The sequence below is a fragment of the Paraburkholderia denitrificans genome (assembly GCF_042655705.1).
Classification (GTDB): Bacteria; Pseudomonadota; Gammaproteobacteria; order Burkholderiales; family Burkholderiaceae; genus Paraburkholderia; species Paraburkholderia denitrificans.
Genome location: NZ_JBHSMP010000007.1, coordinates 403,903 through 426,021, shown reverse-complemented (window position 1 = coordinate 426,021; position 22,119 = coordinate 403,903). Strand labels below are relative to the sequence as shown.

Below are 22,119 nucleotides of genomic sequence, written 5' to 3'. Positions count from 1 at the left end.
TTCGTCCTTGATGCTCGCAAGGCTCGCGAAGCCCGCGATGTCTGTGATGCGTTGAGGACCGTTCATCAGGGGTTGTTTCAGTCATGTCACGTCTCAAGGTTCTTTACGGATTTCATGCAGTGACCGCACGCTTGCGGCACGACGCGTCGACGGTCGAGGATGTCTACTACGATCAGACGCGGCGCGACCGCCGCATGCAGGACTTCCTGCACGCCGCAAAGGATGCGGGCGTGCGCCTGATCGCCGCCGACGAAACGCGGCTCTGGGGACTCGCGCATACGGAGCGCCATCAGGGCGTCGTGGCGCGTGTGCATGACATGCCGCTCGCACAGAATCTGGCCGAACTGCTCGATGGCATCCAGGGTTCGCCGCTGTTGCTCGTGCTCGATGGCGTCACCGATCCGCACAACCTCGGCGCGTGCCTGCGCGTCGCCGATGCCGCGGGCGCACATGCGGTGATCGCACCGCGCGATCGCGCAGTGGGCCTCAACGCGACGGCGGCGAAAGTCGCGAGCGGCGCAGCCGATACCGTGCCGTACATCACCGTGACGAATCTCGCACGCGCGTTGCGCGAGTTGAAGGATGCGGGCGTGTGGGTGGTCGGCACGGCGGGTGATGCGAGCGCGAGCCTGTATCAGGCGAAGCTTGATGGCCCAGTTGCGCTCGTGATGGGCGCGGAGGGCGAGGGCATGCGCCGCCTCACGCGCGAAACGTGCGACGAAGTCATGCACATTCCGATGGCGGGCACGGTCGAGAGCCTGAACGTGTCGGTGGCTTCCGGCGTCTGTTTGTTCGAAGCTGTGCGCCAGCGGACGGCCGCGCGATAAGCGGACGAAAGCGAGCGAGCCTGGGCCTGTTCACATGAAGCTGTACCGCTTTACCCTGCGTGCCGCCGCGCTTGCAACGACGCTCGCGCTTGCGGCCTGCGCGGGCAGCACGATGATGGATCGCGGCGCGTACGTGGCCGATACGCGCTATCACGCGCAGAGCGTCGATTCGCGTATCCGCTTTCTCGTGATGCATTACACCGAGCTCGACGAAGCCGATTCGCTCAAGGTGCTGACCACCGAAGCGGTCAGCGCGCATTACCTCGTGCCGGACAATCCACGCATCGAGAACGGCAAGCCCGTGGTGTGGCAACTGGTGCCGGAATCGCAGCGCGCGTGGCATGCGGGCGCGAGCGAATGGCAGGGCACGACTGAACTCAATGCGGCGTCGATCGGCATCGAGAACGTCAATCTCGGGCCGCGCGATACGGCTTCAGGCCGTGTCTGGCAGCAGTGGCCGCCCGCCCAGGTCGATGCGATCATCCGCCTATCGAAAGATATCGTTGCGCGCTATGGCATCCCGCCGACGCGCGTGGTCGGTCACAGCGATATCGCACCGCAGCGCAAGACCGATCCGGGGCCGCTCTTTCCGTGGAAGCAGCTTTACGATGCGGGCGTAGGCGCCTGGCCGGACGATGCGACGGTCCAGGCCGACCTCGCGGGCCGCGCGCCCGACGCGCCAGCCGAAGTGCAAGCGCTGCAATTCAAGCTGGCGCGCTACGGCTATGACGTCGCCACGGACGGCGTGCTCGACGAACGCACGCGACGGGTGATCTCGGCGTTCCAGATGCATTTCCGCCCGAGCGACTATTCGGGCACGCCCGACGCGCAAACCGACGCCATCGCGCAGGCGCTGCTCGACAAATACATGTCCGCGCAACCGGGCGAAGCGGGCTCCACGCGTTGAACACACGGCGCGGTTGCGGCGGCAGTTGCGGTGGCAACTACCGCAACTGCGGCGGCTGCAGCCCGCAACTTCGGTAAACTATGCGTTTTCCGCCTTTTTCCGCTTTTCCGCTCTCTCCGCTATTTCCCTTTCTCCGGGCAGGTTCTCCATGACTCAAGACGAACTCAAACAACTGGTCGGCCAGGCCGCCGCCGACTACGTGAACGCGAACGTGCCGCAGGGCGCCGTGATCGGCGTCGGCACGGGCTCGACCGCGAACTGTTTCATCGACGCGCTGGCCGCAAGCAAGGACCGCTATCTCGGCGCGGTCTCCAGCTCGGTGGCGACCACGGCGCGGCTGAAGTCGCACGGTTTTCGCGTTTTCGATCTGAACGAGATTGAAACGCTGCCCGTGTATGTCGACGGCGCCGACGAAATCGACGCGCAAGGCGCCATGATCAAGGGCGGCGGCGGGGCGCTCACGCGCGAGAAAATCGTTGCGTCCGTGGCCGATGTGTTCGTGTGTATCGCCGATGCGAGCAAGCGTGTCGACGTGCTCGGCCAGTTCCCGCTGCCCATCGAAGTGGTGCCGATGGCGCGCACGGCGATCGGCCGGCGTGTGAGCGAGCTGGGCGGCGTGCCGGTGCTGCGCGTGCAGAAGGACGGCTCGCCCTATATCACGGACAACGGCAACGAAATCCTCGACGTGAAGGGCTTGCGCATCAGCGACCCGAGCGGATTCGAAGCGCTCGTCAACGCGTGGCCCGGCGTCGTGACCGTGGGCCTCTTCGCATCGCGCGGCGCCGATCTGTGCCTGCTGGGCGCAGAAACGGGCGTCGAACGCATCGACTATCCGAAGCGCTGAAGCCTGCACCAGCGGCGCGCCGGAGCGATAAACACGCGCGGGGTGAGCCCCGCGCGGCCTTAGGCTACGGTTTCCGCCTGATGCAGATGCGGCAACAAGCGGTCGAACTCGCGCCGCACGAGCCCGTAGCATTCGCAGGCACGCGATTCGAGCCCCGCGCGGTCGAGCACACGAATGTGGCCGCGGCTGTGATGGATCAGCCCTTCGTCGTGCAGCTTGCCGGCGGCTTCCGTGATGCCTTCGCGGCGTACGCCGAGCATATCGGCGATCAGTTGCTGCGTGACCGTGAGGTCGTTCGACGCCACGCGGTCCACTTCGATGAGGAGCCAACGGCACAACTGCTTGCTGAGCGAGTGGTGGCGGTTGCAGGCTGCCGTCTGCGCGACTTGCGTGAGCAGTGCGTGCATGTAGAGCAGCATGAGCCGCCGGATGAAGTCCGAGCGGGCGAACTGCTGCTTGAGGGCTTGTGCGCTCATGCGATACGCGAAACCCGCGCATTGCACCTGAACCCGGTTCGGCATGGTTTCGCCGCCCGTGAGCACCGGTACGCCCGTCATGCCTTCGCGCCCGACCGCGGCGATTTCGACCGAACTGCCGTCCTCCATGGTCGAGAGCATCGAGATGATCGCGCTGGTCGGAAAATAGACGTGGTGAATGCGCTGGCCGGAATCGCACAGCAGTTGTTCGGTGCGCAGGTGGACGAGTTCCAGGTGCGGAGCCAAGGCTTGCCATTCGTGTGACGGCAGCGCCCCAAGCAGATGATTGCCGTGCAGATCGGATTGAAGGGTCAACATGATTGGTCCTCGTCGGAGGCTGCTCGCGCTGCCTCGTTGTTATCTCATTCCGGCCGACGAAGCGGTAGTTATGCGCCGTCTCCCGTACGGCTATCTGTTCGTCGCGCCAGCCCCATAACCCCGCGCGCTTCCACCCTTTCGGTCCGCGGTGTTTGCGCAAATGTGGTGACGGGTACATAGCAGGGTGTGTGCCAGATCGTCGTAACCCTCCACCAGGCGCGTCCTTGCCGGTGGTCTGTGCGAAATCGCCTTTGCGACTGCGGCATTTTGTTTCAGTTCTGCACGCTGTTTTCGCTCCCTCAGGTATGGGGCAGTCGATGCTTTATGACCTCAAGCCATTGATTGTATGAAGTTATTTTTCGCGCCCAAGCCCGTGTACGAAGTTGACTCCCCGCTGAAACATGTCTCGCAAATGTTCGTCACGTTGGCATGCCTGCGGGGCGCGGATTTTCCGGTGCGATGCAGAACTGGCGCGGCACGCCCGCCTGGTGCATCGCAACGTTCTGTCGATGAAACATGACCTGCATCAAGCCCGGTGGCTTGACGCGCACGAACGATTCGCCTGCGAAACAGCGCGCGTCAGTGTGTGCGTGCGTACAGAATCGTGCACCGGCGTTTGCTCCAATGAAGGCCCACAGACCGGCTGCGGCGACGCTTTGAGCGGCGCTGAGTGCACGCCTGGCCAGAGATGCCTTTTGACGGCGGAGAGCGAGCATGAACCAGAGACTGCCGCTAAGCGGTGTGATCGTTGCGGTGCAGGATGTCGAGGCCGCGCTCGTCGTGCAACCGGTGGTGCTCGCGGGCGGATCGGGTACGCGCCTGTGGCCGCTGTCGCGCGAACAATGCCCGAAGCAGCTGATCGATCTGCTCGACGGCGAGTCGCTGCTCGAGGCCACCATCAGCAGGCTCGAATGTGCGTTCGCGCAGACACCCGCATGCGCTGAGGCCGTGCCAGTGCAAAAAGCCGGGCCGGTGCAAAAAGCCGTGCCAGTGCAAAAAGCCGTACCGCTCGTGGTGAGCAGCGAGGAACTGCGCCTGATGACGGTCGATCGACTGGGACGCAGCGGCATGGCCGCGCGTATCGTGCTCGAACCGGTGCCGCGCAACACCGCGCCTGCATTGACGGTGGCAGCACTCGCGGCGCGCCGTGAAAGCGAAGTTCACGACAGCGCTGCGACTGATCGCGATCCCGTGCTCGTCGTCATGCCGGCCGATCATCTGATCGCCGATCGCAGCGCGTTTTGCCGCGCGCTTGAAGAAGCTGTGATGCACGCGGCGCGCGGCGCGATCGTGACGCTCGGCGTGCCGCCGCAGCGGGCGGAAACCGGCTACGGCTATATCTGCATGGGGCCGCTGCTCGATACGAGCGGTGCGCGAACGATCGAAAGCTTCGTCGAAAAGCCCAACGCCGAACTCGCGGCCAGCTACGTCGCGTCCGGCGACTACTGCTGGAACAGCGGGATCTTCGTGGTGCGCGCCTCCGTGTGGCTTGCGGCGATCGCGCGCTGCCGTCCCGCGATTGCCGCGCAGTGCGCGGCCGCATTCGAGCGCGCCACGCTCGATACCGATGGCAACCTGCATCTCGATGCGGCGGCACTCGCCGCATGTCCATCCGATTCGATCGACTACGCGGTGATGGAGTCGGTCGGCGCCGATGCGCAACTCGCGGGCGTCGTCGTGCCGCTCACGGCAGGCTGGTCCGATGTCGGCGCATGGGATGCGCTCTGGCAGGTTTCGGGCAAGGACGCGTGCGGCAACGTCGCGCGCGGACGCGTGCTGTTCGAGGACGTGAACGATACGTTCGTGCATTCGGATGGACGGCTCGTCGCGTGCGTCGGCGTGCGTGGCGTCGTGGTGGTCGAGACGGCCGATGCGGTGCTCGTCGCGGCGAAGGATCGCGTGCAAAGCGTGAAGGCCATCGTCGGGAAACTGAAAGCCCAGCACAGCGAAGAGGTGCAGCACCATCGGCGCGTGGAGCGTCCATGGGGCTGCTACGACTCGGTCGACCGCGGCGAGCGCTTTCAGGTGAAACGTATCGTCGTGAAGCCGGGCGGAAGACTTTCGTTGCAGTTGCATCACCATCGCGCGGAGCACTGGGTCGTTGTGCGCGGAACCGCGCGCGTCACGCGTGGCGATGAAAGCTTTTTGCTATCCGAGAACGAATCCGCCTATATCCCATTGGGCGTGAAGCATCGTCTGGAGAATCCAGGCAAGACGTCGCTCGAAATCATCGAGGTTCAGTCTGGCTGCTATCTCGGCGAAGACGACATCGTGCGCTTCGACGATCAGTACGGACGCACCGAGGAACACGGCGTGCAGCACGCGATGCGGTGATACAGGCCGCCGCATCGCCATCACGGACATCGCGTCGATTGCGTCCATCACGTCGATTACGTCGATCACGCAGACGGGCAGCGCCAGGCTTGGATAAATAGGCATTTCATTCAATCCGGCGGGCCGTGAAGGTTGCGCGCAGGGCGCGAAAAGAAAGGGCCGGGTCATAACACGATTCGGCGAAAGATGCTGTACGGACAGAATGTTTGTGACGCTCATGTCTTGTCAGGAGATATCCTGGCTGGCGCAGCATGCAATCCGAATGCAACGTAACGGTTGAGCTCGACGACGCACGAGGATCCGCGGTAACTGGCAAACAGGGGCGATTTCCGCCGATTCGGGGGAGTGTCATGGAACTGGGGAACAAGGAACGCTCGCTGGTCAGCAAGGTCATGGACGGCCTTATTGCCGGCATTGTCGAAGACCGCTATGGCGCCGTCCTGCCGCCGCAGGATGTGCTGTCCAAGGAATTCGACGTGAGCCGCACGGTGATGCGCGAGGCGCTTTCCATGCTGCTGGCGCGGCACATGCTCGATGTGCGGCCGAAGATCGGCACGCGCATACGTCCAATGCACGACTGGCGCATGATCGACGAAGACGTCGTGAGCTGGCGTTTTCGCTCGAAGCCGGACAAGACGTTTTTACGCGACGTGATCGAGTTTCGCGCGCTGATCGAACCGGCTGCATGTGGACTTGCGGCGACGCGCGCGAGTGCGGCGGAGATCGCGGGCATTCGCGATGCGTTCGATGCATTGAGCCAGACGACTGCCAGCGATTCGGGCCGCCAGGCTGCCGACGCGCTGCTGCATACGCGCATTCTCGCGGCGAGCGGCAATCAGTTTTATCAGCAGATGGCGGCGATCATTCGCGGCGCGCTGTCGCTCGTGAATCCGATTCTCAACGAGCGCTCGGACGGCTGGTCGAATATCGTGCAAGCGCATGGGCGCATCGTCGATGCGATCGAGCGGCGCGAGGCGAAGGAAGCGGAGGCGGCCGCATCGGCGATGATCGAATACACCGCCGACGAACTGCTGCGCGCGCTTTCGCCTGAACCGGCCGTGCAGCGCTGAGATTGCCGTTGCGCGGCTGGCGTGCTCGCGCACGCACGGTGTGATGCGGGCGCGTTGTGATGCGAGCGTGTTGTGAAGCGAACGCTCAGTGCCGTGAAGGCAGGGCGAGGCGCTTTTCGAACCAGTGCTGCAGCCATTCGAGCACCTGGCACAAGACCCAGTAGATCGCCGCGGCAGCGAGGTAGAGCGGCAGCGGCTGATACGACGACGCGATGATTTCCTGTGCGCTGCGCAGCAACTCGGTCACGGTGATGACCGAGACGAGCGAGGTGTCCTTGATCAGGCTGATAAGGCTGTTCGAGAGACTGGGCACCGCAATGCGCAGCGCCTGCGGCGCGATCACGTAGCGCAGCGTCTGGCGCCGCGAAAGACCGAGGCTGTACGCCGCGAGCCACTGCCCGCGATGAATGCCGAGAATCGCGCCGCGCATGCTCTCGGACAGATACGCCGCCACGTTCGCGGACAGCGCGATCACGCCGGCGGGCGTTGGATCGAGCGCGATGCCGATGCTCGGCAGCCCGTAATAGACGACGAAGATCTGCACGAGCAGCGGCGTGCCGCGCATGATGCTCACATAAACCCGTGCGATTTGCGGCAGCCCGCGGCGCGTGCTGATGCCCATCAGCGCGAGCACGACGGCCCCGACGAGGCCGAAGATCATCGAGAGCACGGCGAACTTGACGGTCAGCACTGCGCCCTGTGCGAGCACCGGCAGCGACTGGATGATGAGCGTTGTGATGGACATGGGCAACACGGATCAGGGTTGAAGGAAGCCGCGCGGGCCGTCCAAAAGCAAGGGGCGGCATCCTGCGATGCCGCCCCGCGACTTACGCGACCGCGAGGGTCATTGTGCGATCGGCTTGCTGACGTCGATGCCGAACCACTTGTCCGAAATCTTCGCGAACGTGCCATCGGCTTCGAGCTGGTTCATTGCATCGCCGATGGCCTTCGCGAACTTCGGATTGCCCTTCTTGAACGGAATCGCCGACGGGTTGCCGCTGCCGACGATTGCGCCCGTGCGCAGCGGCAATTGCGAGTTCTTCAGCAGATACGCGAGCATCAGACGGTCGTTGAGCGCCGCGTCGAGACGGTTCGCGGCGAGATCGGCCAGATATTCGGGGGCGCCCGGATAAGTCTTCACGTCGATGCCCGGCACCGACTTCGCCATGTCCATGTAGTTGGTGCCGAGGCCGACGCCGAGCCGCTTGCCCTTGAGGTCTTCGAGCGACTTGAACTGGCGCGTGTCGTCCTTGCGCTGGATGAGCTGCGCGGCCGAGTACGTGTACGCGGGGGAGAAGTCGAGCACGGCCTTGCGCTGGTCGGTGACGCCGACCTGGTTCACGATGACGTCGAATTTACCGGCCTGGAGACCCGCGATGATGCCGCTCCATTCGGTCGTGATGAACTCGGGCTTCAAGCCGAGTTTCGCGGCGACGGCCTTGGCGATGTCCACGTCGTAGCCGACGAGCTGGCCGTCCGGCGCCTTGGAGTTGAAGGGCGGGAAGGTGCCTTCGAGGCCGATGCGCAGCGTGCCGCGCGCCTTCACCTGGTCGAGCAGGTCTTCGGCGTGGGCGCTGGCCGAAACGAATGATGCGCCGATCAGTGCGGCCGCAAAGACTTTCTTCAGCAGAGCGAGTTTCATCGTTGTCCTCTTGTTTTGCTGCGGTTTTACGACGCTGGCGCCAGCCGATGGAGCTAGGCGATGTTGCCAGCCGCTGTTGCCAGCCGCTGTTGCCAGCCCATTGAGCCAGCCGCTGTTGTCTGCGGCTGTTGCCACCACAGGCACGCGCGCCGCGTATTGCACGGAACCAGCCTGAGACTATATCGTCAGGCGCGCGCCGAGGCCAGTGCGCGCACGCATTCGCCAACGAGTGCGGGGCCGCGGTAGATAAAGCCGGTGTAGAGCTGCACGAGGGCGGCGCCCGCGTCGATCTTCGCACGCGCGTCTTCGCCCGAGAAGATGCCCCCCACGCCGATGATGGGTACTTCGGTGCCGAGTTCGGCACGCAGCTTGCGGATCACCGCATTCGACGCGTCGAATACCGGACGTCCCGAAAGACCGCCTGTTTCCTGCGCGTGCGGCAGGCCTTCCACCGCGCTGCGCGACAGCGTCGTGTTGGTTGCGATCACGCCTTCGATCTTGTGACGCAAGAGCGTATCGGCGATTTCCTTGATCTGTTCGTCGTCGAGATCCGGCGCGATCTTCAGCGCGAGCGGCACGAGCTTGCCGTGAATGTCGGCAAGCCGCTGCTGCTTGTCCTTGAGCGCGGCGAGCAGCGCGTCGAGTTCGCCCGCGCCCTGCAACTGGCGCAGGTTCTTCGTGTTCGGCGACGAGATGTTGATCGTCACGTAACTCGCGAACGGATAGACGCGTTCGAGGCAGAAGAGATAGTCGTCGGCGGCGCGTTCGATCGGCGTATCGGCGTTCTTGCCGATATTCAGGCCGAGGATGCCGCGATAGCGCGCGGCCTGCACGTTCTTCACGAACTGCTCGACGCCGTGGTTGTTGAAGCCCATGCGGTTGATGATCCCGCCCGCCTGCGGCAGCCGGAAAATGCGCGGGCGCGGATTGCCCGGCTGCGGCCGCGGCGTCACGGTGCCCACCTCGATGAAGCCGAAGCCGAGCGCGGCGAATCCGTCGATCGCCGCGCCTTCCTTGTCGAGCCCCGCCGCGAGGCCGACCGGATTGCGGAACGTGAGACCCATCACGGTGCGCGGCGCAGCGGGCACGTGCGGTGCGACGAGCCCGGCGATGCCGGTGCGCCCGGCCGCGCCGATGGCGCGCAGCGTCAGGTGGTGGGCGTCTTCGGCGTCCATGCGAAAGAGCTGGCTGCGCAGAAACGGATAGAGGGAGCTGAACACGAGAAGAGGGCGCGGGCGCTGAAAAAGTGGGAACCCGCTATTTTAGCGGCATTGCACGCGACCGTCGGTACGCGCGAGGCGCGGGGGTGATTCAGCGCACCTGGTTCGCGAGATCGGGATCGAGTGTGGTCCAGGCGCCATCAAGCAGACCCTCGATGGGCCGGAAGTGCGACTTGTAGGCCATTTTCGGGCTCTCGCGGATCCAGTAGCCGAGGTACACATAGGGCAATTGCAGGCTGCGTGCCTGTTCGATCTGCCACAGGATGTTGTAGGTGCCGTAGCTCGTGTGCAGTGTGTCGGGTTCGAAGAACGTGTAGACCGACGAAAGCCCGTCGCCGAGGATGTCGATCATGCTCACCATCCGCAGCTCGCCGGGCTCGTCAGAGGCGGCTTCGTTGGGCTCGCGGAATTCCACGAGGCGCGAGTTGATTCTGCTTTGCAGGAGGAACTGCTCGTACTGGTCGCGGCTGTCGCGGTCCATGCCGCCGCCCGCGTGGCGCGCCGACTGGTAGCGCATGTAGAGCATGTAATGCGCTTCGTCGTAGTGAAGCGGCGCGACGGTCGCTACGAGGCCGCCATGATGGCGCCAGACGCGGCGCTGCGTACGGTTCGGGGCGAACTGCGCGACCGGCACGCGTACCGGCACGCAGGCGCGGCAGCCGTCGCAGTAGGGCCGGTAGGTGAAAACGCCCGAGCGCCGGAAGCCGGCCTTCACGAGTTCCGTGTAGACGTCCGAGTTGATCAGATGACTTGGCGTCGCCACCTGCGAGCGCGCGACGCGCCCCTCCAGATAACTGCAGGGATAGGGCGCCGTTGCATAGAATTGCAGCGCGGAAAGCGGTGAAAGCGGCAGTTCGTTGGGATGCGTCACGTTGGCAGCTCTCGTGGCAGGTCGGATCGTCGCGAAACCGCATGCGGATAGCGTGTGCGGGCGACGTGTTCTGGTTGCAGTCTAGCATCGACTCCGAACCGGCATCCGACGAATTGCGCCGCGCTGTCTCGCCCGTGTAACGCGTGTCATGCCGCGCCTCGCGCGGCGTTCAGACCACCGGCAGCGCGCCCGTGCCCGTCACCAGATCGGCGAGGACGCGCTTGTCGAAACGCCACGGAATGCGCGGCGCGTCGACCGTCGCCCGCACATGCGCGATGAACGCTTTGCGCGCGATTTCATGACCGCCGAGCGAGGCGAGATGCGCGGTGTTCTGCTGACAGTCGATCAGCGCGACGCCGTGCCGGCGCAGATGCGCGACGAGTGCTGCGAGCGCGATCTTGGAGGCATCGGTGACGGCGGAGAACATCGATTCGCCGAAAAACATCGTGCCGAGCGACACGCCATAGAGGCCGCCGACGCACTCGCCGTCGCACCAGGCTTCGACGCTGTGCGCGTCGCCGATGCGGTGCAGGGTCGAATAGGCGTCGATCACCTCCGTGGTGATCCAGGTGCCGCGCTGGCCGCGGCGCGGTGCGTTCGCGCAGGCGCGCATCACGTCGGCGAAATTGGCGTCGACGCGGATCTCCCACGCGCTATCGCGCAGCACGCGTTTGAGCGTCTTCTTCAACGACGGCGACACCTTGAACTCGTCGGGGCGCAGGATCATGCGCGGATCGGGACTCCACCAGAGCACGGGCTGGCCATCGGAGTACCAGGGGAAGATGCCGTGACGATAGGCGTCGACGAGGCGCGACGGCAGCAGGTCGGCACTCGCTGCGAGCAGGCCGGGCGCGCCGCTGTCCGTACCGAGGGCGCGCTCGACGTTGGGAAACGGGTCTTCGGGCCCGAGCCAGGGAACCATCGGCGGTGCGGGATCAGTCGTCGCGCATGGCGCGTAGCACGTCGCCGGTATGCAGCCCGTAACTGCCGGACTCGCGATCGGCGAAGAAGAAGCGCAGCGTCTGCACGACTGTAGGGAACGCGATGTCGTCCCACGGAATTTCGTGCTCTTCGAAGAACCGCACTTCGAGGCTCTCGTCGCCTGCGGCGATATCGGTGTCGAGCAGGCGCGCGAGATAGAAAAGATGCACCTGATGCACGTGCGGCACGTTCAGCAGGGAAAAGAGATTCTGTATCTCGACGCGCGCGCCGGCTTCTTCGAGGGTCTCGCGCGCTGCGGCTTCGGAGGTTGTCTCGCCCATCTCCATGAAACCCGCGGGCAGCGTCCAGTAGCCGTAGCGCGGCTCGATCGCGCGGCGGCACAGCAGCACCTTGTTTTCCCATACGGGAACGGTGCCGACCACATTACGCGGATTCTGGTAATGCACGGTGCCGCAAGCCGAACAGACGAAGCGTTCGCGATTGTCGCCGGGCGGTACGAGCAGGCTGACCGCCTGACCGCAAGTCGAGCAGAATTTCATGAGCACGATAGGGGGAAGGGTGATGCGAGTGTATCACCGTGACGCTTGCGGCCGGGCGGGTGGCTGCAAGGCAGGTAGGAACCGCTGGAACTGAAAAAAGAGGGCGTTTGAAGGGCGCGCGCAGAGGGGGCGTGCGGGTCAAGAGACTGAGTGGTGCGAGAATGGCCCCGAAAAACAAAAAACCCGCCGAAGCGGGTTAGATGGTGCGACGGATTCTTGCTGGTTTCCCCAAAGCGCTCTCGTACTAAAAAGCTTTGGTTGCGGGGGTAGGATTTGAACCTACGACCTTCGGGTTATGAGCCCGACGAGCTGCCAGACTGCTCCACCCCGCGTCCGTCGAAGAAAAGATTGTAGCGTAACCGTTGCAACATGGCAATACCAAATGACGAATGACCTTCGAACGGCCCGCAGGAAGCTTGCGTCACGCGCCAGGCTAGAATGATGAACTCATTCTCCGTTGGCACCTGCCGACGTTCACCGGGCGGCGTTGCGGCGCCGTCGTCATTACGGTTCGTCTCCATGGATATCGCTCACGATCTGCAATCGATCGCCGCGCAGGAACAGGCGCTCGTCTTCCCCCATTTCGACGCAGGCCGTGCGTGGGCCCTCGGCTCGCATCTGCACGAACTCGCGCTCGCGCGAACGCTTGCCGTCGCCATCGACGTGCGCACGTTCGGTCAACCGCTTTTTTTCAGCGCGCTCGACGGAACGACCCCCGACAACGTCGACTGGGTACGCCGCAAGTCGCGCGTCGTCGAGCACTTCCGTCATAGCTCGTATGCGATCGGCCTGCGCATGCAGCAGGCCGGCACGACGCTCGCCGAGAAGCACGGCTTGCCGGTTGCCGACTTTGCGCCTCATGGCGGCGCGTTTCCGCTGGCCGTCGCGGGCGCGGGCGTAATCGGCTCGGTCACGGTCTCGGGGTTGCCGCAGCGCTCCGATCATGAACTCGTCGTCGAAGCGCTATGCGCGCTGCTCGGCGCCGATTACGCACAGCTTGCGTTAGCGAGGGCCTGACGCAATGCCACAGAGTCCCTGGAGCTGGCTCGTCATCGCCATCATCGCCGAAGTCATTGCCACGTCCGCGCTGCGCGCATCGGACAGCTTCACGCGCATCGTGCCTTCGGCCATCGTCATCGTGGGCTACGCGCTCGCGTTCTACGGGCTTTCGGTCACGCTCAAGAGCATTCCGGTCGGCATCGTCTACGCGGTGTGGTCGGGCGTGGGTATCGTGCTCATTACGCTCGTCGCGATGGCGCTCTACCGCCAGATCCCCGATCTGCCCGCGGTGCTCGGCCTCGGGCTGATCGTGGCGGGCGTCGTCGTGCTCAATCTGTTCTCGAAGATGGAAGCGCACTGAAGCGTCCAGACTGCACGCACGGCGTGCGCTTTGGTTCCGGCTTGCCCAGCGCAGCGGCGATCACACTGCGGCTTTTCTCGCCCTCGGGTAACACGGTGTCTTCCCTCAGGTTGACCACGCGCGCCCGGCATGACTTGCAGCATGCCAGGCGCGCAACAGCCGCACGCACGTTCGCGACTGTGCGGCGGGCCGAGGCGTAACATGGTCGGTCATGCGCGCCGCCAACCGGTGCGGGGGTTTATTCCGACGAATTGCCCAGCGAGGCTGGTGATGGATATTCATTTTTCTTCCGACGCACCGCTCTATTTCGATTCGAATCTGACCGTCGTGTTTGCGGCGCTCGTCGATGGCGCTCGCGTGCCGTGCGCGATTTCCGTGGAGGCGCTCGAAGATCATTTCGGTGCGCTGACCGCAAGCCGCGATGCGTCGATCGAGGCTTTCGACGCGGGCCGCACGCGGATCGAACAGGTCGCCCGCGCCCATCTCGAACTCAGCAACGGCACGCCCGTCCTGCTCAAGAGCGGGCATTTCCCGCCCGGCCGGCTTCGCTCGTAACAAGGCGCGGGTGCCGCGGCAAAAGCGCCGGCACCCGACGCATTCGACGCAATGGAACTCCACGAACGCAAAAGCAGCGCGCACGCCGAACAGCGACAGGCGCTGCGCAACCGCATTCTCGACGCCGCGCGGCGGATCGTGGTGCGCGACGGCTTCGCGGCGCTTTCGATGCGCAAGATCGCCGAGGCGATCGGCTACTCGCCCGCGTCGCTTTATCTCTACTTCGAAAATCGCGGCGAAATTGCGCGCGCGCTCGGCCACGAAGGCTATGCGCAACTGTTCGCGCAACTCGAACCGTGCGTGCGGATCGCCGATCCGGCCGAGCGGCTTCGCGCACTTGCCCATGCGTACGTGGCGTTCGGACGTGCGTACCCGCAGACGTATCGGGTGGTGTTCATCGACGTACCAGGCATGGCGAACACACGCGAACGCGGCGAGCAGGGCGGACCAACACCGGACCCGGCGGGCCTGTTCGCCGAGGCGCTCGATGCCGTGCACGGCGCCGCGAGCGCGGCACTTGCCGAGGCTTTCTGGGCGACGCTGCACGGCATTGTGGCGCTGTCGCTGACTCAGCCGGAGTTCCCGCACGCACCGCCCGGGCAACTCGTGGATGCCGCACTCGACGCCTGGCTGCTCGTGCGTCCTGATCTGCCCGCCGAGGTGCCGGAGCACGCCACCACGAAAACGAACGCTGCGGCGACGTGATAGGCTCGATGCGTCGTGCGCACCCGCGCGGAGTCTTTTCATTGCGCTTTCAGTTTCTGCCATCGCCATGCCACAGGAAGCCCCGTCCGCCAGTCAGGCCGATCCGCACGTCGTCGCGCGCGTAGCGAACCGCATCGGCCTCATCGAACTCGAACGTCCCCAGGCGCTCAATGCGCTGTCTACCGGTATGGTCCGCGCCATGCTCGCCGCGCTGGAGCGCTGGCGCGACGATGCGGACGTGCTCGCCGTGGTCGTGCGCTCGCGTCATGCGCGCGCGTTCTGCGCCGGCGGCGATATCCGCTTTCTCCACACGTCGTACCGCGCGGGCGATCAGGCGGCGCTCGACACGTTCTTCGCCGACGAATATCGCCTCAATCACGCCATCTTTACGTATCCGAAGCCCTATATCGCTTTCATGAACGGTGTCGTGATGGGCGGCGGCATGGGTATTTCACAAGGCGCGTATCGCACCGGCGGTCTGCGCGTGGTGGGCGCATCGACGCGCATGGCGATGCCCGAAACGCGCATCGGTTTCTTCCCTGACGTGGGCATGGGCTGGTTCCTCGTGCGCACGCCCGGCGCGATCGGCCGCTATCTCGCGGTGAGCGGCGAGACGTTCGATGCCGCCAGCGCGCTTTACACCGGTCTCGCGGATGTGTATCTCGACGAAGCCGCATGGCCTGCCCTGATCGATGCGCTTGAAACAGAGTCGTTTGCAACGAGCGAGGACATCGTCGCGTACCTTCGGCGCGTCGCCGCAACGGGCGCGCAGATGCGTAATGCCATCGATACCTGCGCGCTCGCCGGTTCGCGCGAGTGGATCGACCGGCATTTTTCGCAGGCGGACGTGCCGGCCATCGCGGCATCGCTCGCTGCCGCGCAGCGCGAAGCCGAGGGACCGGAGCGCGAATGGGCGGGGCAGATCCTGGATGTGTTGCGCGAGCGCTCGCCGCTGTCGATGGCGGTGTCGCTCGAAGTCGTGTCGCGTGCGGAGGGCGCGATGGCGGACGTGTTGCGTCGCGATCTCGATCTCACGCGCTCGAGTTTCGCGCGCGGCGATGCGATGGAAGGGATCCGCGCGCGCATCATCGACAAGGACAACCGTCCGGTCTGGCGGTTCGCGCGCATCGAGGATGTACCGGCCAGCGAGGTCGAAAGCATGTTCGAGAGCCCCTGGACGGTGGCCGATCACCCGCTGCGCGATCTGCAGGAGTAAGGGAGCAGCCCGGCGCGCGCGCGCCGAAACGCGCGGGCGGATCAGTCCTGCGGGGCCTCGCGCATCAACGCGCGCATGAACACGAGCGCGCCCCATCCCCAGACGGCATTCGAGGCGAACCCCGTCGCGACGCGCGGCAGCATGTTGCCGCTCGGCCAGATGCCGCGCAGCGGATCGACGACGAACAGCATCGCAGCAGTCAGCACGAGGCCGCCGAACACGAACGCCGGCACCCACGGCGCGGGCCGCGAGGGCGACACCTGCAGCAGCCACGCCATCGGCACCGCCCAGATGGCGCTCCAGATCGCGTTGACGAGAAACTCGGGCAAGCCGAGCGGAAGGAACGGTTGTGTCGAAAAACCGGATGCATCGATGACCTGTGCCGCGTGCAGCAGCGCAAGCGTCGCTTCGCGAAAGAACAACGAAGCGAGAAAGCCCGATACGAACGGCAGAATCAGTTTTTGCATTTCGAAAGACGAGAGTGCGAAGCGTTGGCTCGCGGCGCGCCTCGTGGGTGCGCTTGCAAGGGTGTGCGCCATTATATCGGCGCCTCGCGGCGGCGGCTTTAGCTGTGCAGGCCATTCTTGGGTCCGCGTTGCCATGAGGATCGTGGTCGGCTCTCGAAGCGGTGCGGGTGCCTGGCGTGTCGTGCAATCGGGATGCCGTCGAGGTGCACGGGCGTAGCCAGAGGGAAGTGCTACGATGAACCGGCCAGTCACGAAGGAGAAAAGATCATGGAGCCGAAGGGCATCGACATGGGTGACTACGAGGAGCACTACAAGGGCTACGACATCGAGGTTGCAGTCGAGCAGGTGCTCACGGGCGTGAAGGCGCACTTTCGCGTGCTGAAGGACGATGCGGTCCTGCAGGACTGGCAACTCGTCCATATCGACCGGCTTTGGTCGACCGAACACGCTGCCGCCGAAGCAGGTTTCGAGGCGGCGCGGGCGTGGGCCGACGCCCGGGCGGCGGGATAACGGACGCTTGTCGCGTGCTCTTGGCGTGCTTTTGGCGTTCGAGGCGGGCGCATGAATAGAACTGCAAACCAGGTGCGATTTGCACGGTGCGATTCGCGGATGTCGCCGGGATCGTGCACCAACGTCACGCTGCTCTGCGTCAGTAGCGCCTGCGTGGCGGTGTAACGTGCCTTCGCACCGGAAATTCCTATACTTGCCCTAAGGTCGAGCACGCGCGGCGCGCGGTTGGCGCATGCCGCCGCAGCGGCCTCCACGGAACGACGGTGATCAGGCAGCGCGGGTTGCTTCATGCCCGAACGAGGAGGCAGTCATGGGAGATTCCTCACCGGCCACGCCCGCAGACGATTCATCGCACGATTCCGGGTCTCATCCGCAGGCGCCTGGCGCGCTCGCGCTCGCAGCGCTCGGCGTGGTCTATGGCGACATCGGCACGAGCCCGCTGTACACGCTTTCCACGGTGTTCGATCCGGGTAATGGGCTCGAGCTCAATGCCTTCAATATCGTCAGCATCGTGTCGCTGATCTTCTGGTCGTTGATGGTGGTCGTCACGCTCAAGTACGTCGTGCTGATCCTGCGCGCGAACAACCACGGCGAGGGCGGCATCATGGCGCTGCTTGCGCTCGCGGCTTCGTCGGTGTCGGACCGGCCGCGGCTTCGTCAGACGCTTCTCATCGTCGGCGTGATGGGTGCGGCGCTCTTCTTCGGCGATAGCGTTATCACGCCGGCCATCTCGGTGCTGAGCGCCGTCGAGGGGCTGGAAGTTGCCGCGCCGGAACTCAAGACCTTCGTGATTCCCGTGACGCTCGCCGCGCTCATCGCGCTCTTCATCGCGCAAAAACACGGCACGGGCGGCATCGGCGCGGTGTTCGGGCCGGTGATGGTGCTCTGGTTCGTCGTGATCGCGGTGGTGGGCCTCGTCAATATCGCCGCCGCGCCGATCGTGCTGGTGTCCCTCAATCCATTGCGCGGCCTCGCGTTCGTGATGCACCACCGCTGGCTTGCGTTCGTGGCGCTCGGCGCGGTCGTGCTGTCGCTCACGGGCGCCGAGGCGCTCTATGCCGACATGGGCCATTTCGGCAAGCGGCCGATTCGTCTTACCTGGTTCGGCCTCGTGTTTCCCGCGCTCGCGCTCAATTACCTCGGGCAGGGCGCGCTGCTGCTGGCGAATCCGGGCGCCGTCCAGAATCCGTTCTACCGGCTCTTTCCGCAATGGGCGATCTTTCCGATGATCGTGCTCGCCACGCTCGCGACGGTCATCGCCTCGCAGGCCGTGATTTCCGGCACGTACTCCATGGCGATGCAGGCCATGCACCTCGCGTTTTTGCCGCGCATGAATATCGTGCATACGTCGGAGCGCGAGATCGGCCAGATCTACGTTCCGGGCATCAACTGGATCCTGCTCGCCTCCGTGATCGCGGCGGTGGTCGGGTTCGGATCGTCGACGGCGCTCGGTTCGGCGTACGGCATCGCGGTCACGGGCACGATGCTGATCACGACGTTTCTCACGTTCTTTGTCGTGCGCTACGCGTGGCACTACAACTGGGTGCTCTGCGTGCTGGCGACGTTCTTTTTCCTCGTGATCGACGCACTGTTCTTTTCGGCGAACCTGCTCAAGATCGTGCAAGGCGGCTGGTTCCCGCTCGTGATCGGCACGCTCATGTTCACCGTCATGGCGACGTGGGGCCGCGGTTCGCAACTGATGATGGCCGAGGCCCGCGTGCGCGCGGGCAAGAAGCCGCTCAAACCGTATCTCGCCGCGCTGCTCGCGCGTTCTCCCGTGCGCGTGGGCGGCACGGCCATCTTCCTCACGCCCAACCCGAACTCCGTGCCGCATGCGCTCGTCAATAATCTGCGGCACAACCGGGTGCTGCACGAGCGCATTCTTTTCGTGACCGTCGTGTCGCAGAACGTGCCCCGGGTGCCCGAAAGCGCGCGCCTGAAGGTGACGCGGCTCTGCCCGGGCGGGTATCAGGTGATCGTCAACTACGGCTTCAAGGACGATGTGAACCTGCCGCAGGCGCTCGCCGCCGGACAGGCAGCCGGGCTCGCGTTCGATCCTGGTGAGACTTCGTGGTTTCTGAGCCGTGCGGTGGTGGTAGCGACGCCGGGGGCTGGCATGGCCGTGTGGCGCGAACGGCTGTTCGCGGTGATGCTGCATAACGTCGGCAATATCGCGGCGTTTTTTAAACTGCCTCCCGATCAGGTTATTGAGGTCGGGACGCAGGTGAAGATTCAGCTTTAGTGCGGGGCCTGGTGCTGCGGGCGTCGGGCTGTCTGCGCGGAGTGGGTAGTTACGCCGCGCGCCGATGGCTGCGGGAAATGCCCACGCAGCACCTGCACGAATTCCAGAAAGCAAAAAACCCAGCCGGTAAGGACTGGGCTTTTTGTTTAAATTTCTTGGGGTGGCTGATGGGACTCGAACCCACGACAACAGGAATCACAATCCTGGACTCTACCAACTGAGCTACAGCCACCACTGCAAAACTTTCGCGATCACGCTGTAAGAAATTCAGCGGCAATCGAGAAGAAAGATTATATACACACCCTATTACGCTTGCCTAGTCCCTCAGTCAAATATTTCGGCAGACATTTCCGTGGACGCCGCGAAAGTCGCGCGCAGTTCCTGGCGCGCTTCGTCGAAGATTGCCAGATCCGCCTTCGCGAGCTTGCGGCTGTCGGACAGCACGCGTCGCCAGCCACGCGCGCCCGCAACGCCGCGATACAGCCCGAGCGCGTGGCGCGAAATCGCACCCAGATACGTTCCGCGCGCAATCTCGTGCGCGCAGTAGTCGATGAGCTTCGCCTCGATGGCTTCGCGCGTGAGCGCGGGTTCGGCCGCGCCGTAGAACCGCGCGTCGACATCGGCCAGCAGGTACGGGTTGTGATACGCCTCGCGGCCGAGCATCACGCCGTCGACATGGGCGAGGTGTGCCTCGACTTCGTCGAGCGTCTTGATGCCGCCGTTGATGATGATCTCGAGCTGCGGGAAATCGCGCTTGAGCTGGTACGCGTAGTCGTACTTGAGCGGCGGGATCTCGCGGTTTTCCTTCGGGCTCAGGCCCTTGAGAATCGCATTGCGCGCGTGGACGACGAACACGTCGCAGCCGGCGTCCGCGACCGTGCCGACGAAGTCGCGCACGAACGAATATGCCTCGACGCTATCCACGCCGATGCGGTGTTTCACCGTCACCGGCACCGAGACGGCGTCGCGCATCGCCTTCACACAATCGGCCACCAGTTGCGGCTCGTTCATCAGGCACGCGCCGAATGAGCCGCGCTGCACGCGTTCGGACGGGCAGCCGCAGTTCAGATTGATTTCGTCGTAGCCCCACTGTTCGCCGAGCTTCGCCGCACGCGCCAGGTCGTCCGGCTCGCTGCCGCCCAGCTGAAGCGCCACCGGCGCTTCGGCCGGCGTGAACGCGAGATGACGCGGTACGTCGCCGTGGAGCAGGGCGCCTGTCGTCACCATCTCCGTGTACAGCCACGTGTGCCGGGAGATGAAACGGTGCAGCGAGCGGCAGTGACGATCGGTCCAGTCGAGCATCGGCGCGACGCACACGCGACGGGGACTGGCAATACGGTTGGCGGACATGGGAAGGCGGACGGCTGGCGTGGAACAACCTGGCATTTTAACTCATGCATCCAGGCGCGTTGCGCACTGCGCAAAGCAGCGCAGTGCGCTTTCGGCGTGCTCGGGCGGCGGAAAAACCCTCTTGTACTTATGTATTCCTTGCGACCATTTGCGCGTCGCGAAAAGTTTTTTTTGCGGGTCGTATTAGGGTCTGTTCGCGGCTCAGCCGCGTCAGGATTGGCTGACAGAATTATTTCGGAATTCAGAATAGTAAATTCGTTTGATCGTCATTATTTTCCGATAGTAGGTGTATACACTAGGCTTCGTTGACGCGGCTCATGGGTTCAGGCCTCCCAGGTGCGGCGCCTCCCGGAAACGCAACCGAACCTGATATTGGAGTCCACCATGAAGACCAAACTGATCGCCGCGCTGCTGGTCGCAGCTTCTGCTTCTATCGCCGTTCCGGCATTCGCCAGCGGCTATGGCCCGGCGCCGTTCTACCGTCCGGAAGTCGGCGCGCCGGCTTCGCAGCACGGCATGAGCGCCCAGACCGTTGCGGCTGAGCGTGCACAAGAAGCGAACGGCGCGGCCTACGGCGGCGTCGACGCCACGCTGTCGCAGTCGGGTAGCCACGACAAGACCGGCCCGCGTTCGACGTACTTCGCCCACTAAGCCAAGCCGGGCCTGCTTCGCCGCCCCTGCTTCACAGGCCGACTGTCTGGGCGGCGCATACGCCGGGTGTCCACAAGACACCCGGCGTTTTGTTGTGTCCGCCAGGTGGACAAGGCCTTAGCGTTTTAGCCGGTTAGCGGTTAGTGGCCACCCGCCTGTCGATGGCATCGCGCATCCGGTCGAACGATGCGTCGAACGCGTTGTCCTGGTGCCGGAAGCGTCCGGCAGCGATGCCGTCGATCGGCACCTCGGCGGTCAGATCTTCGGTCAGGCTGCGAATCCTCTGGGACGAGATGAAAAAGCCGTGCTCGTGGTCGCCGTCGACGCCCGCGATCATGTCGAAACCCATGTACTCAAAGGCGCGCTGGTTTTCCATCGCGTGATCTCCTGTCTTGTTGTCGGGCGTGCCCGATTCTGGCACGTCTGCGGACTTCGGCATTTTGCACTGCTCGGACGCGCTGACGCGGTCCCGGCGCACCCTGTACCAAGATGAGCAGCAATGAACGCCCGTGCGGCGTGCTGCCCGGGTTTCCATCGGGGTTTCAGACCGTCAAAGGCAAACCGCAGGTGAACGATGAAGCGACGTGTTGTGCTTCTTGCTGCGCTGGTCCTGCCTGGCATGCTTGCGTCGGCATCGACATTCGCGTAGCGGCTGCCCCGTCCCGGGGAGACTTATCGCGGCGGGTCGCCGCCGGAACATCCGCCGTCAGGCGACCTGCCGCAGGAATTGCGTGAGGGCGACCGTGTCGGCTCCGAATTCCGCAACCGTCAATTCGTGGTCGACGACTGGCGGCAGCATCATCTGAAGCCGCCGCCGGGCGGCCGTCACTGGGTCGGCATCGCAGGGCGGTATTACCTCGTGCGCAGCTCGAACTGGGTCGTGGAGCGCGTCAGGCCGTAATGGGCCCTCGGCGCCTCCGGTCGCCACGCAGGCCGCCATCAAGGTCGCCTCGCCGCAGCGTATGCCGCGCACAGCCGGACCGGTCATGCCGGGTCCGGCTTAACAGGATGGTCAGCCCGATCCTCACTCTGCGTAGTCCACTGAGTGAGGATCGGGCTGACCATGGATTTTT

24 protein-coding genes and 2 tRNA genes are annotated in these 22,119 nt (G+C 64.5%); 14 read left to right on the top strand and 12 right to left on the bottom strand.

Annotated features, from left to right (window positions below; all coding sequences use genetic code 11):
• Window positions 1-83 precede the first annotated feature (83 nt).
• The 3 genes from rlmB (at window position 84) to rpiA (ending at window position 2,578) form a co-directional block, all read left to right on the top strand.
• Window positions 84-827 carry a 23S rRNA (guanosine(2251)-2'-O)-methyltransferase RlmB gene (rlmB, locus tag ACFPTO_RS05320; RefSeq protein WP_377709952.1) on the top strand — a complete coding sequence of 248 codons (744 nt, stop codon included), beginning with the start codon at window positions 84-86 and terminating at the stop codon, window positions 825-827.
• Between the two features lie 34 nt (window positions 828-861).
• Window positions 862-1,734 carry an N-acetylmuramoyl-L-alanine amidase gene (locus tag ACFPTO_RS05315; protein WP_377709950.1) on the top strand — a complete coding sequence of 291 codons (873 nt, stop codon included), beginning with the start codon at window positions 862-864 and terminating at the stop codon, window positions 1,732-1,734.
• Between the two features lie 148 nt (window positions 1,735-1,882).
• Window positions 1,883-2,578 carry a ribose-5-phosphate isomerase RpiA gene (gene rpiA / locus ACFPTO_RS05310; protein ID WP_377709949.1) on the top strand — a complete coding sequence of 232 codons (696 nt, stop codon included), beginning with the start codon at window positions 1,883-1,885 and terminating at the stop codon, window positions 2,576-2,578.
• A 59-nt stretch (window positions 2,579-2,637) separates the two neighbouring features.
• Here the strand turns inward: rpiA and ACFPTO_RS05305 are convergent, their stop codons facing one another.
• Window positions 2,638-3,372, bottom strand: coding sequence for a Crp/Fnr family transcriptional regulator (locus ACFPTO_RS05305; RefSeq protein WP_377709947.1), 735 nt, complete (start codon window positions 3,370-3,372; stop codon window positions 2,638-2,640).
• A 714-nt stretch (window positions 3,373-4,086) separates the two neighbouring features.
• Between ACFPTO_RS05305 and ACFPTO_RS05300 the strand changes: the two genes are divergently transcribed.
• A complete protein-coding gene (locus ACFPTO_RS05300) occupies window positions 4,087-5,706 on the top strand; it encodes a mannose-1-phosphate guanylyltransferase/mannose-6-phosphate isomerase (protein ID WP_377709946.1) in 1,620 nt (539 codons plus the stop codon).
• Between the two features lie 350 nt (window positions 5,707-6,056).
• A complete protein-coding gene (locus ACFPTO_RS05295) occupies window positions 6,057-6,776 on the top strand; it encodes a FadR/GntR family transcriptional regulator (protein ID WP_377709944.1) in 720 nt (239 codons plus the stop codon).
• Window positions 6,777-6,861: 85 nt separating this feature from the next.
• On the opposite strand, the gene ACFPTO_RS05290 is transcribed toward ACFPTO_RS05295, so the two are convergent.
• From ACFPTO_RS05290 to ACFPTO_RS05260, 7 genes are all read right to left on the bottom strand, one after another.
• Window positions 6,862-7,521 carry an amino acid ABC transporter permease gene (locus ACFPTO_RS05290; RefSeq protein ID WP_377709943.1) on the bottom strand — a complete coding sequence of 220 codons (660 nt, stop codon included), beginning with the start codon at window positions 7,519-7,521 and terminating at the stop codon, window positions 6,862-6,864.
• A 99-nt stretch (window positions 7,522-7,620) separates the two neighbouring features.
• On the bottom strand, window positions 7,621-8,418 hold the full coding sequence (locus tag ACFPTO_RS05285; RefSeq protein ID WP_377709942.1) for a transporter substrate-binding domain-containing protein: 798 nt from the start codon (window positions 8,416-8,418) through the stop codon (window positions 7,621-7,623).
• A 185-nt stretch (window positions 8,419-8,603) separates the two neighbouring features.
• Window positions 8,604-9,638, bottom strand: a complete 1,035-nt coding sequence (locus ACFPTO_RS05280; RefSeq protein ID WP_377709940.1) for a quinone-dependent dihydroorotate dehydrogenase — start codon at window positions 9,636-9,638, stop codon at window positions 8,604-8,606.
• Between the two features lie 91 nt (window positions 9,639-9,729).
• Window positions 9,730-10,509: an arginyltransferase gene (locus tag ACFPTO_RS05275; protein ID WP_377709938.1), complete on the bottom strand. Its 780-nt coding sequence runs from the start codon at window positions 10,507-10,509 to the stop codon at window positions 9,730-9,732.
• Window positions 10,510-10,678: 169 nt separating this feature from the next.
• Complete coding sequence (gene aat, locus ACFPTO_RS05270) at window positions 10,679-11,431, bottom strand: leucyl/phenylalanyl-tRNA--protein transferase (protein WP_377709937.1); 753 nt, start codon at window positions 11,429-11,431, stop codon at window positions 10,679-10,681.
• Window positions 11,432-11,444: 13 nt separating this feature from the next.
• Window positions 11,445-11,990, bottom strand: a complete 546-nt coding sequence (locus ACFPTO_RS05265) for an NUDIX hydrolase (protein ID WP_377709936.1) — start codon at window positions 11,988-11,990, stop codon at window positions 11,445-11,447.
• A 255-nt stretch (window positions 11,991-12,245) separates the two neighbouring features.
• Window positions 12,246-12,322: transfer RNA gene (locus ACFPTO_RS05260), tRNA-Met, on the bottom strand.
• A 187-nt stretch (window positions 12,323-12,509) separates the two neighbouring features.
• Here ACFPTO_RS05260 and ACFPTO_RS05255 point away from each other — a divergent pair.
• The 5 genes from ACFPTO_RS05255 (at window position 12,510) to ACFPTO_RS05235 (ending at window position 15,826) form a co-directional block, all read left to right on the top strand.
• On the top strand, window positions 12,510-13,007 hold the full coding sequence (locus ACFPTO_RS05255; RefSeq protein ID WP_377709935.1) for a heme-degrading domain-containing protein: 498 nt from the start codon (window positions 12,510-12,512) through the stop codon (window positions 13,005-13,007).
• A 4-nt stretch (window positions 13,008-13,011) separates the two neighbouring features.
• Complete coding sequence (locus ACFPTO_RS05250) at window positions 13,012-13,350, top strand: DMT family transporter (protein WP_296661803.1); 339 nt, start codon at window positions 13,012-13,014, stop codon at window positions 13,348-13,350.
• A 270-nt stretch (window positions 13,351-13,620) separates the two neighbouring features.
• Window positions 13,621-13,905, top strand: coding sequence for a DUF1488 family protein (locus ACFPTO_RS05245; protein ID WP_293037024.1), 285 nt, complete (start codon window positions 13,621-13,623; stop codon window positions 13,903-13,905).
• A 51-nt stretch (window positions 13,906-13,956) separates the two neighbouring features.
• A complete protein-coding gene (locus ACFPTO_RS05240; RefSeq protein ID WP_377709934.1) occupies window positions 13,957-14,610 on the top strand; it encodes a TetR/AcrR family transcriptional regulator in 654 nt (217 codons plus the stop codon).
• A gap of 67 nt (window positions 14,611-14,677) precedes the next feature.
• Window positions 14,678-15,826 (top strand): enoyl-CoA hydratase/isomerase family protein, encoded by a 1,149-nt coding sequence (locus ACFPTO_RS05235; RefSeq protein ID WP_377709932.1) that lies wholly within the window; start codon window positions 14,678-14,680, stop codon window positions 15,824-15,826.
• Between the two features lie 41 nt (window positions 15,827-15,867).
• Here the strand turns inward: ACFPTO_RS05235 and ACFPTO_RS05230 are convergent, their stop codons facing one another.
• Entirely contained in the window at window positions 15,868-16,293 is a 426-nt protein-coding gene (locus ACFPTO_RS05230) for a hypothetical protein (RefSeq protein ID WP_377709931.1), read from the bottom strand.
• Window positions 16,294-16,560: 267 nt separating this feature from the next.
• On the opposite strand from ACFPTO_RS05230, the gene ACFPTO_RS05225 reads away from it, so the two are divergent.
• Together ACFPTO_RS05225 and ACFPTO_RS05220 are read left to right on the top strand one after the other, a co-directional pair.
• The gene (locus tag ACFPTO_RS05225) at window positions 16,561-16,803 is read left to right on the top strand and encodes a hypothetical protein (RefSeq protein ID WP_377709930.1); all 243 of its coding nucleotides are present in this window, start codon (window positions 16,561-16,563) and stop codon (window positions 16,801-16,803) included.
• Between the two features lie 310 nt (window positions 16,804-17,113).
• Window positions 17,114-19,045, top strand: a complete 1,932-nt coding sequence (locus ACFPTO_RS05220; RefSeq protein ID WP_377709929.1) for a potassium transporter Kup — start codon at window positions 17,114-17,116, stop codon at window positions 19,043-19,045.
• Between the two features lie 156 nt (window positions 19,046-19,201).
• Here ACFPTO_RS05220 and ACFPTO_RS05215 read toward each other — a convergent pair.
• Together ACFPTO_RS05215 and dusA are read right to left on the bottom strand one after the other, a co-directional pair.
• Window positions 19,202-19,277 (bottom strand) — tRNA-His (locus ACFPTO_RS05215).
• Between the two features lie 92 nt (window positions 19,278-19,369).
• On the bottom strand, window positions 19,370-20,395 hold the full coding sequence (gene dusA / locus ACFPTO_RS05210; RefSeq protein ID WP_377709928.1) for a tRNA dihydrouridine(20/20a) synthase DusA: 1,026 nt from the start codon (window positions 20,393-20,395) through the stop codon (window positions 19,370-19,372).
• A gap of 384 nt (window positions 20,396-20,779) precedes the next feature.
• Here dusA and ACFPTO_RS05205 point away from each other — a divergent pair, with 384 nt between their 5' ends.
• Window positions 20,780-21,046, top strand: a complete 267-nt coding sequence (locus tag ACFPTO_RS05205) for a hypothetical protein (protein ID WP_377709927.1) — start codon at window positions 20,780-20,782, stop codon at window positions 21,044-21,046.
• A gap of 133 nt (window positions 21,047-21,179) precedes the next feature.
• Here the strand turns inward: ACFPTO_RS05205 and ACFPTO_RS05200 are convergent, their stop codons facing one another.
• A complete protein-coding gene (locus tag ACFPTO_RS05200; protein WP_377709926.1) occupies window positions 21,180-21,485 on the bottom strand; it encodes a hypothetical protein in 306 nt (101 codons plus the stop codon).
• A 288-nt stretch (window positions 21,486-21,773) separates the two neighbouring features.
• Here ACFPTO_RS05200 and ACFPTO_RS05195 point away from each other — a divergent pair, with 288 nt between their 5' ends.
• Entirely contained in the window at window positions 21,774-21,947 is a 174-nt protein-coding gene (locus tag ACFPTO_RS05195; protein WP_377709925.1) for an RcnB family protein, read from the top strand.
• Window positions 21,948-22,119: the final 172 nt, after the last annotated feature.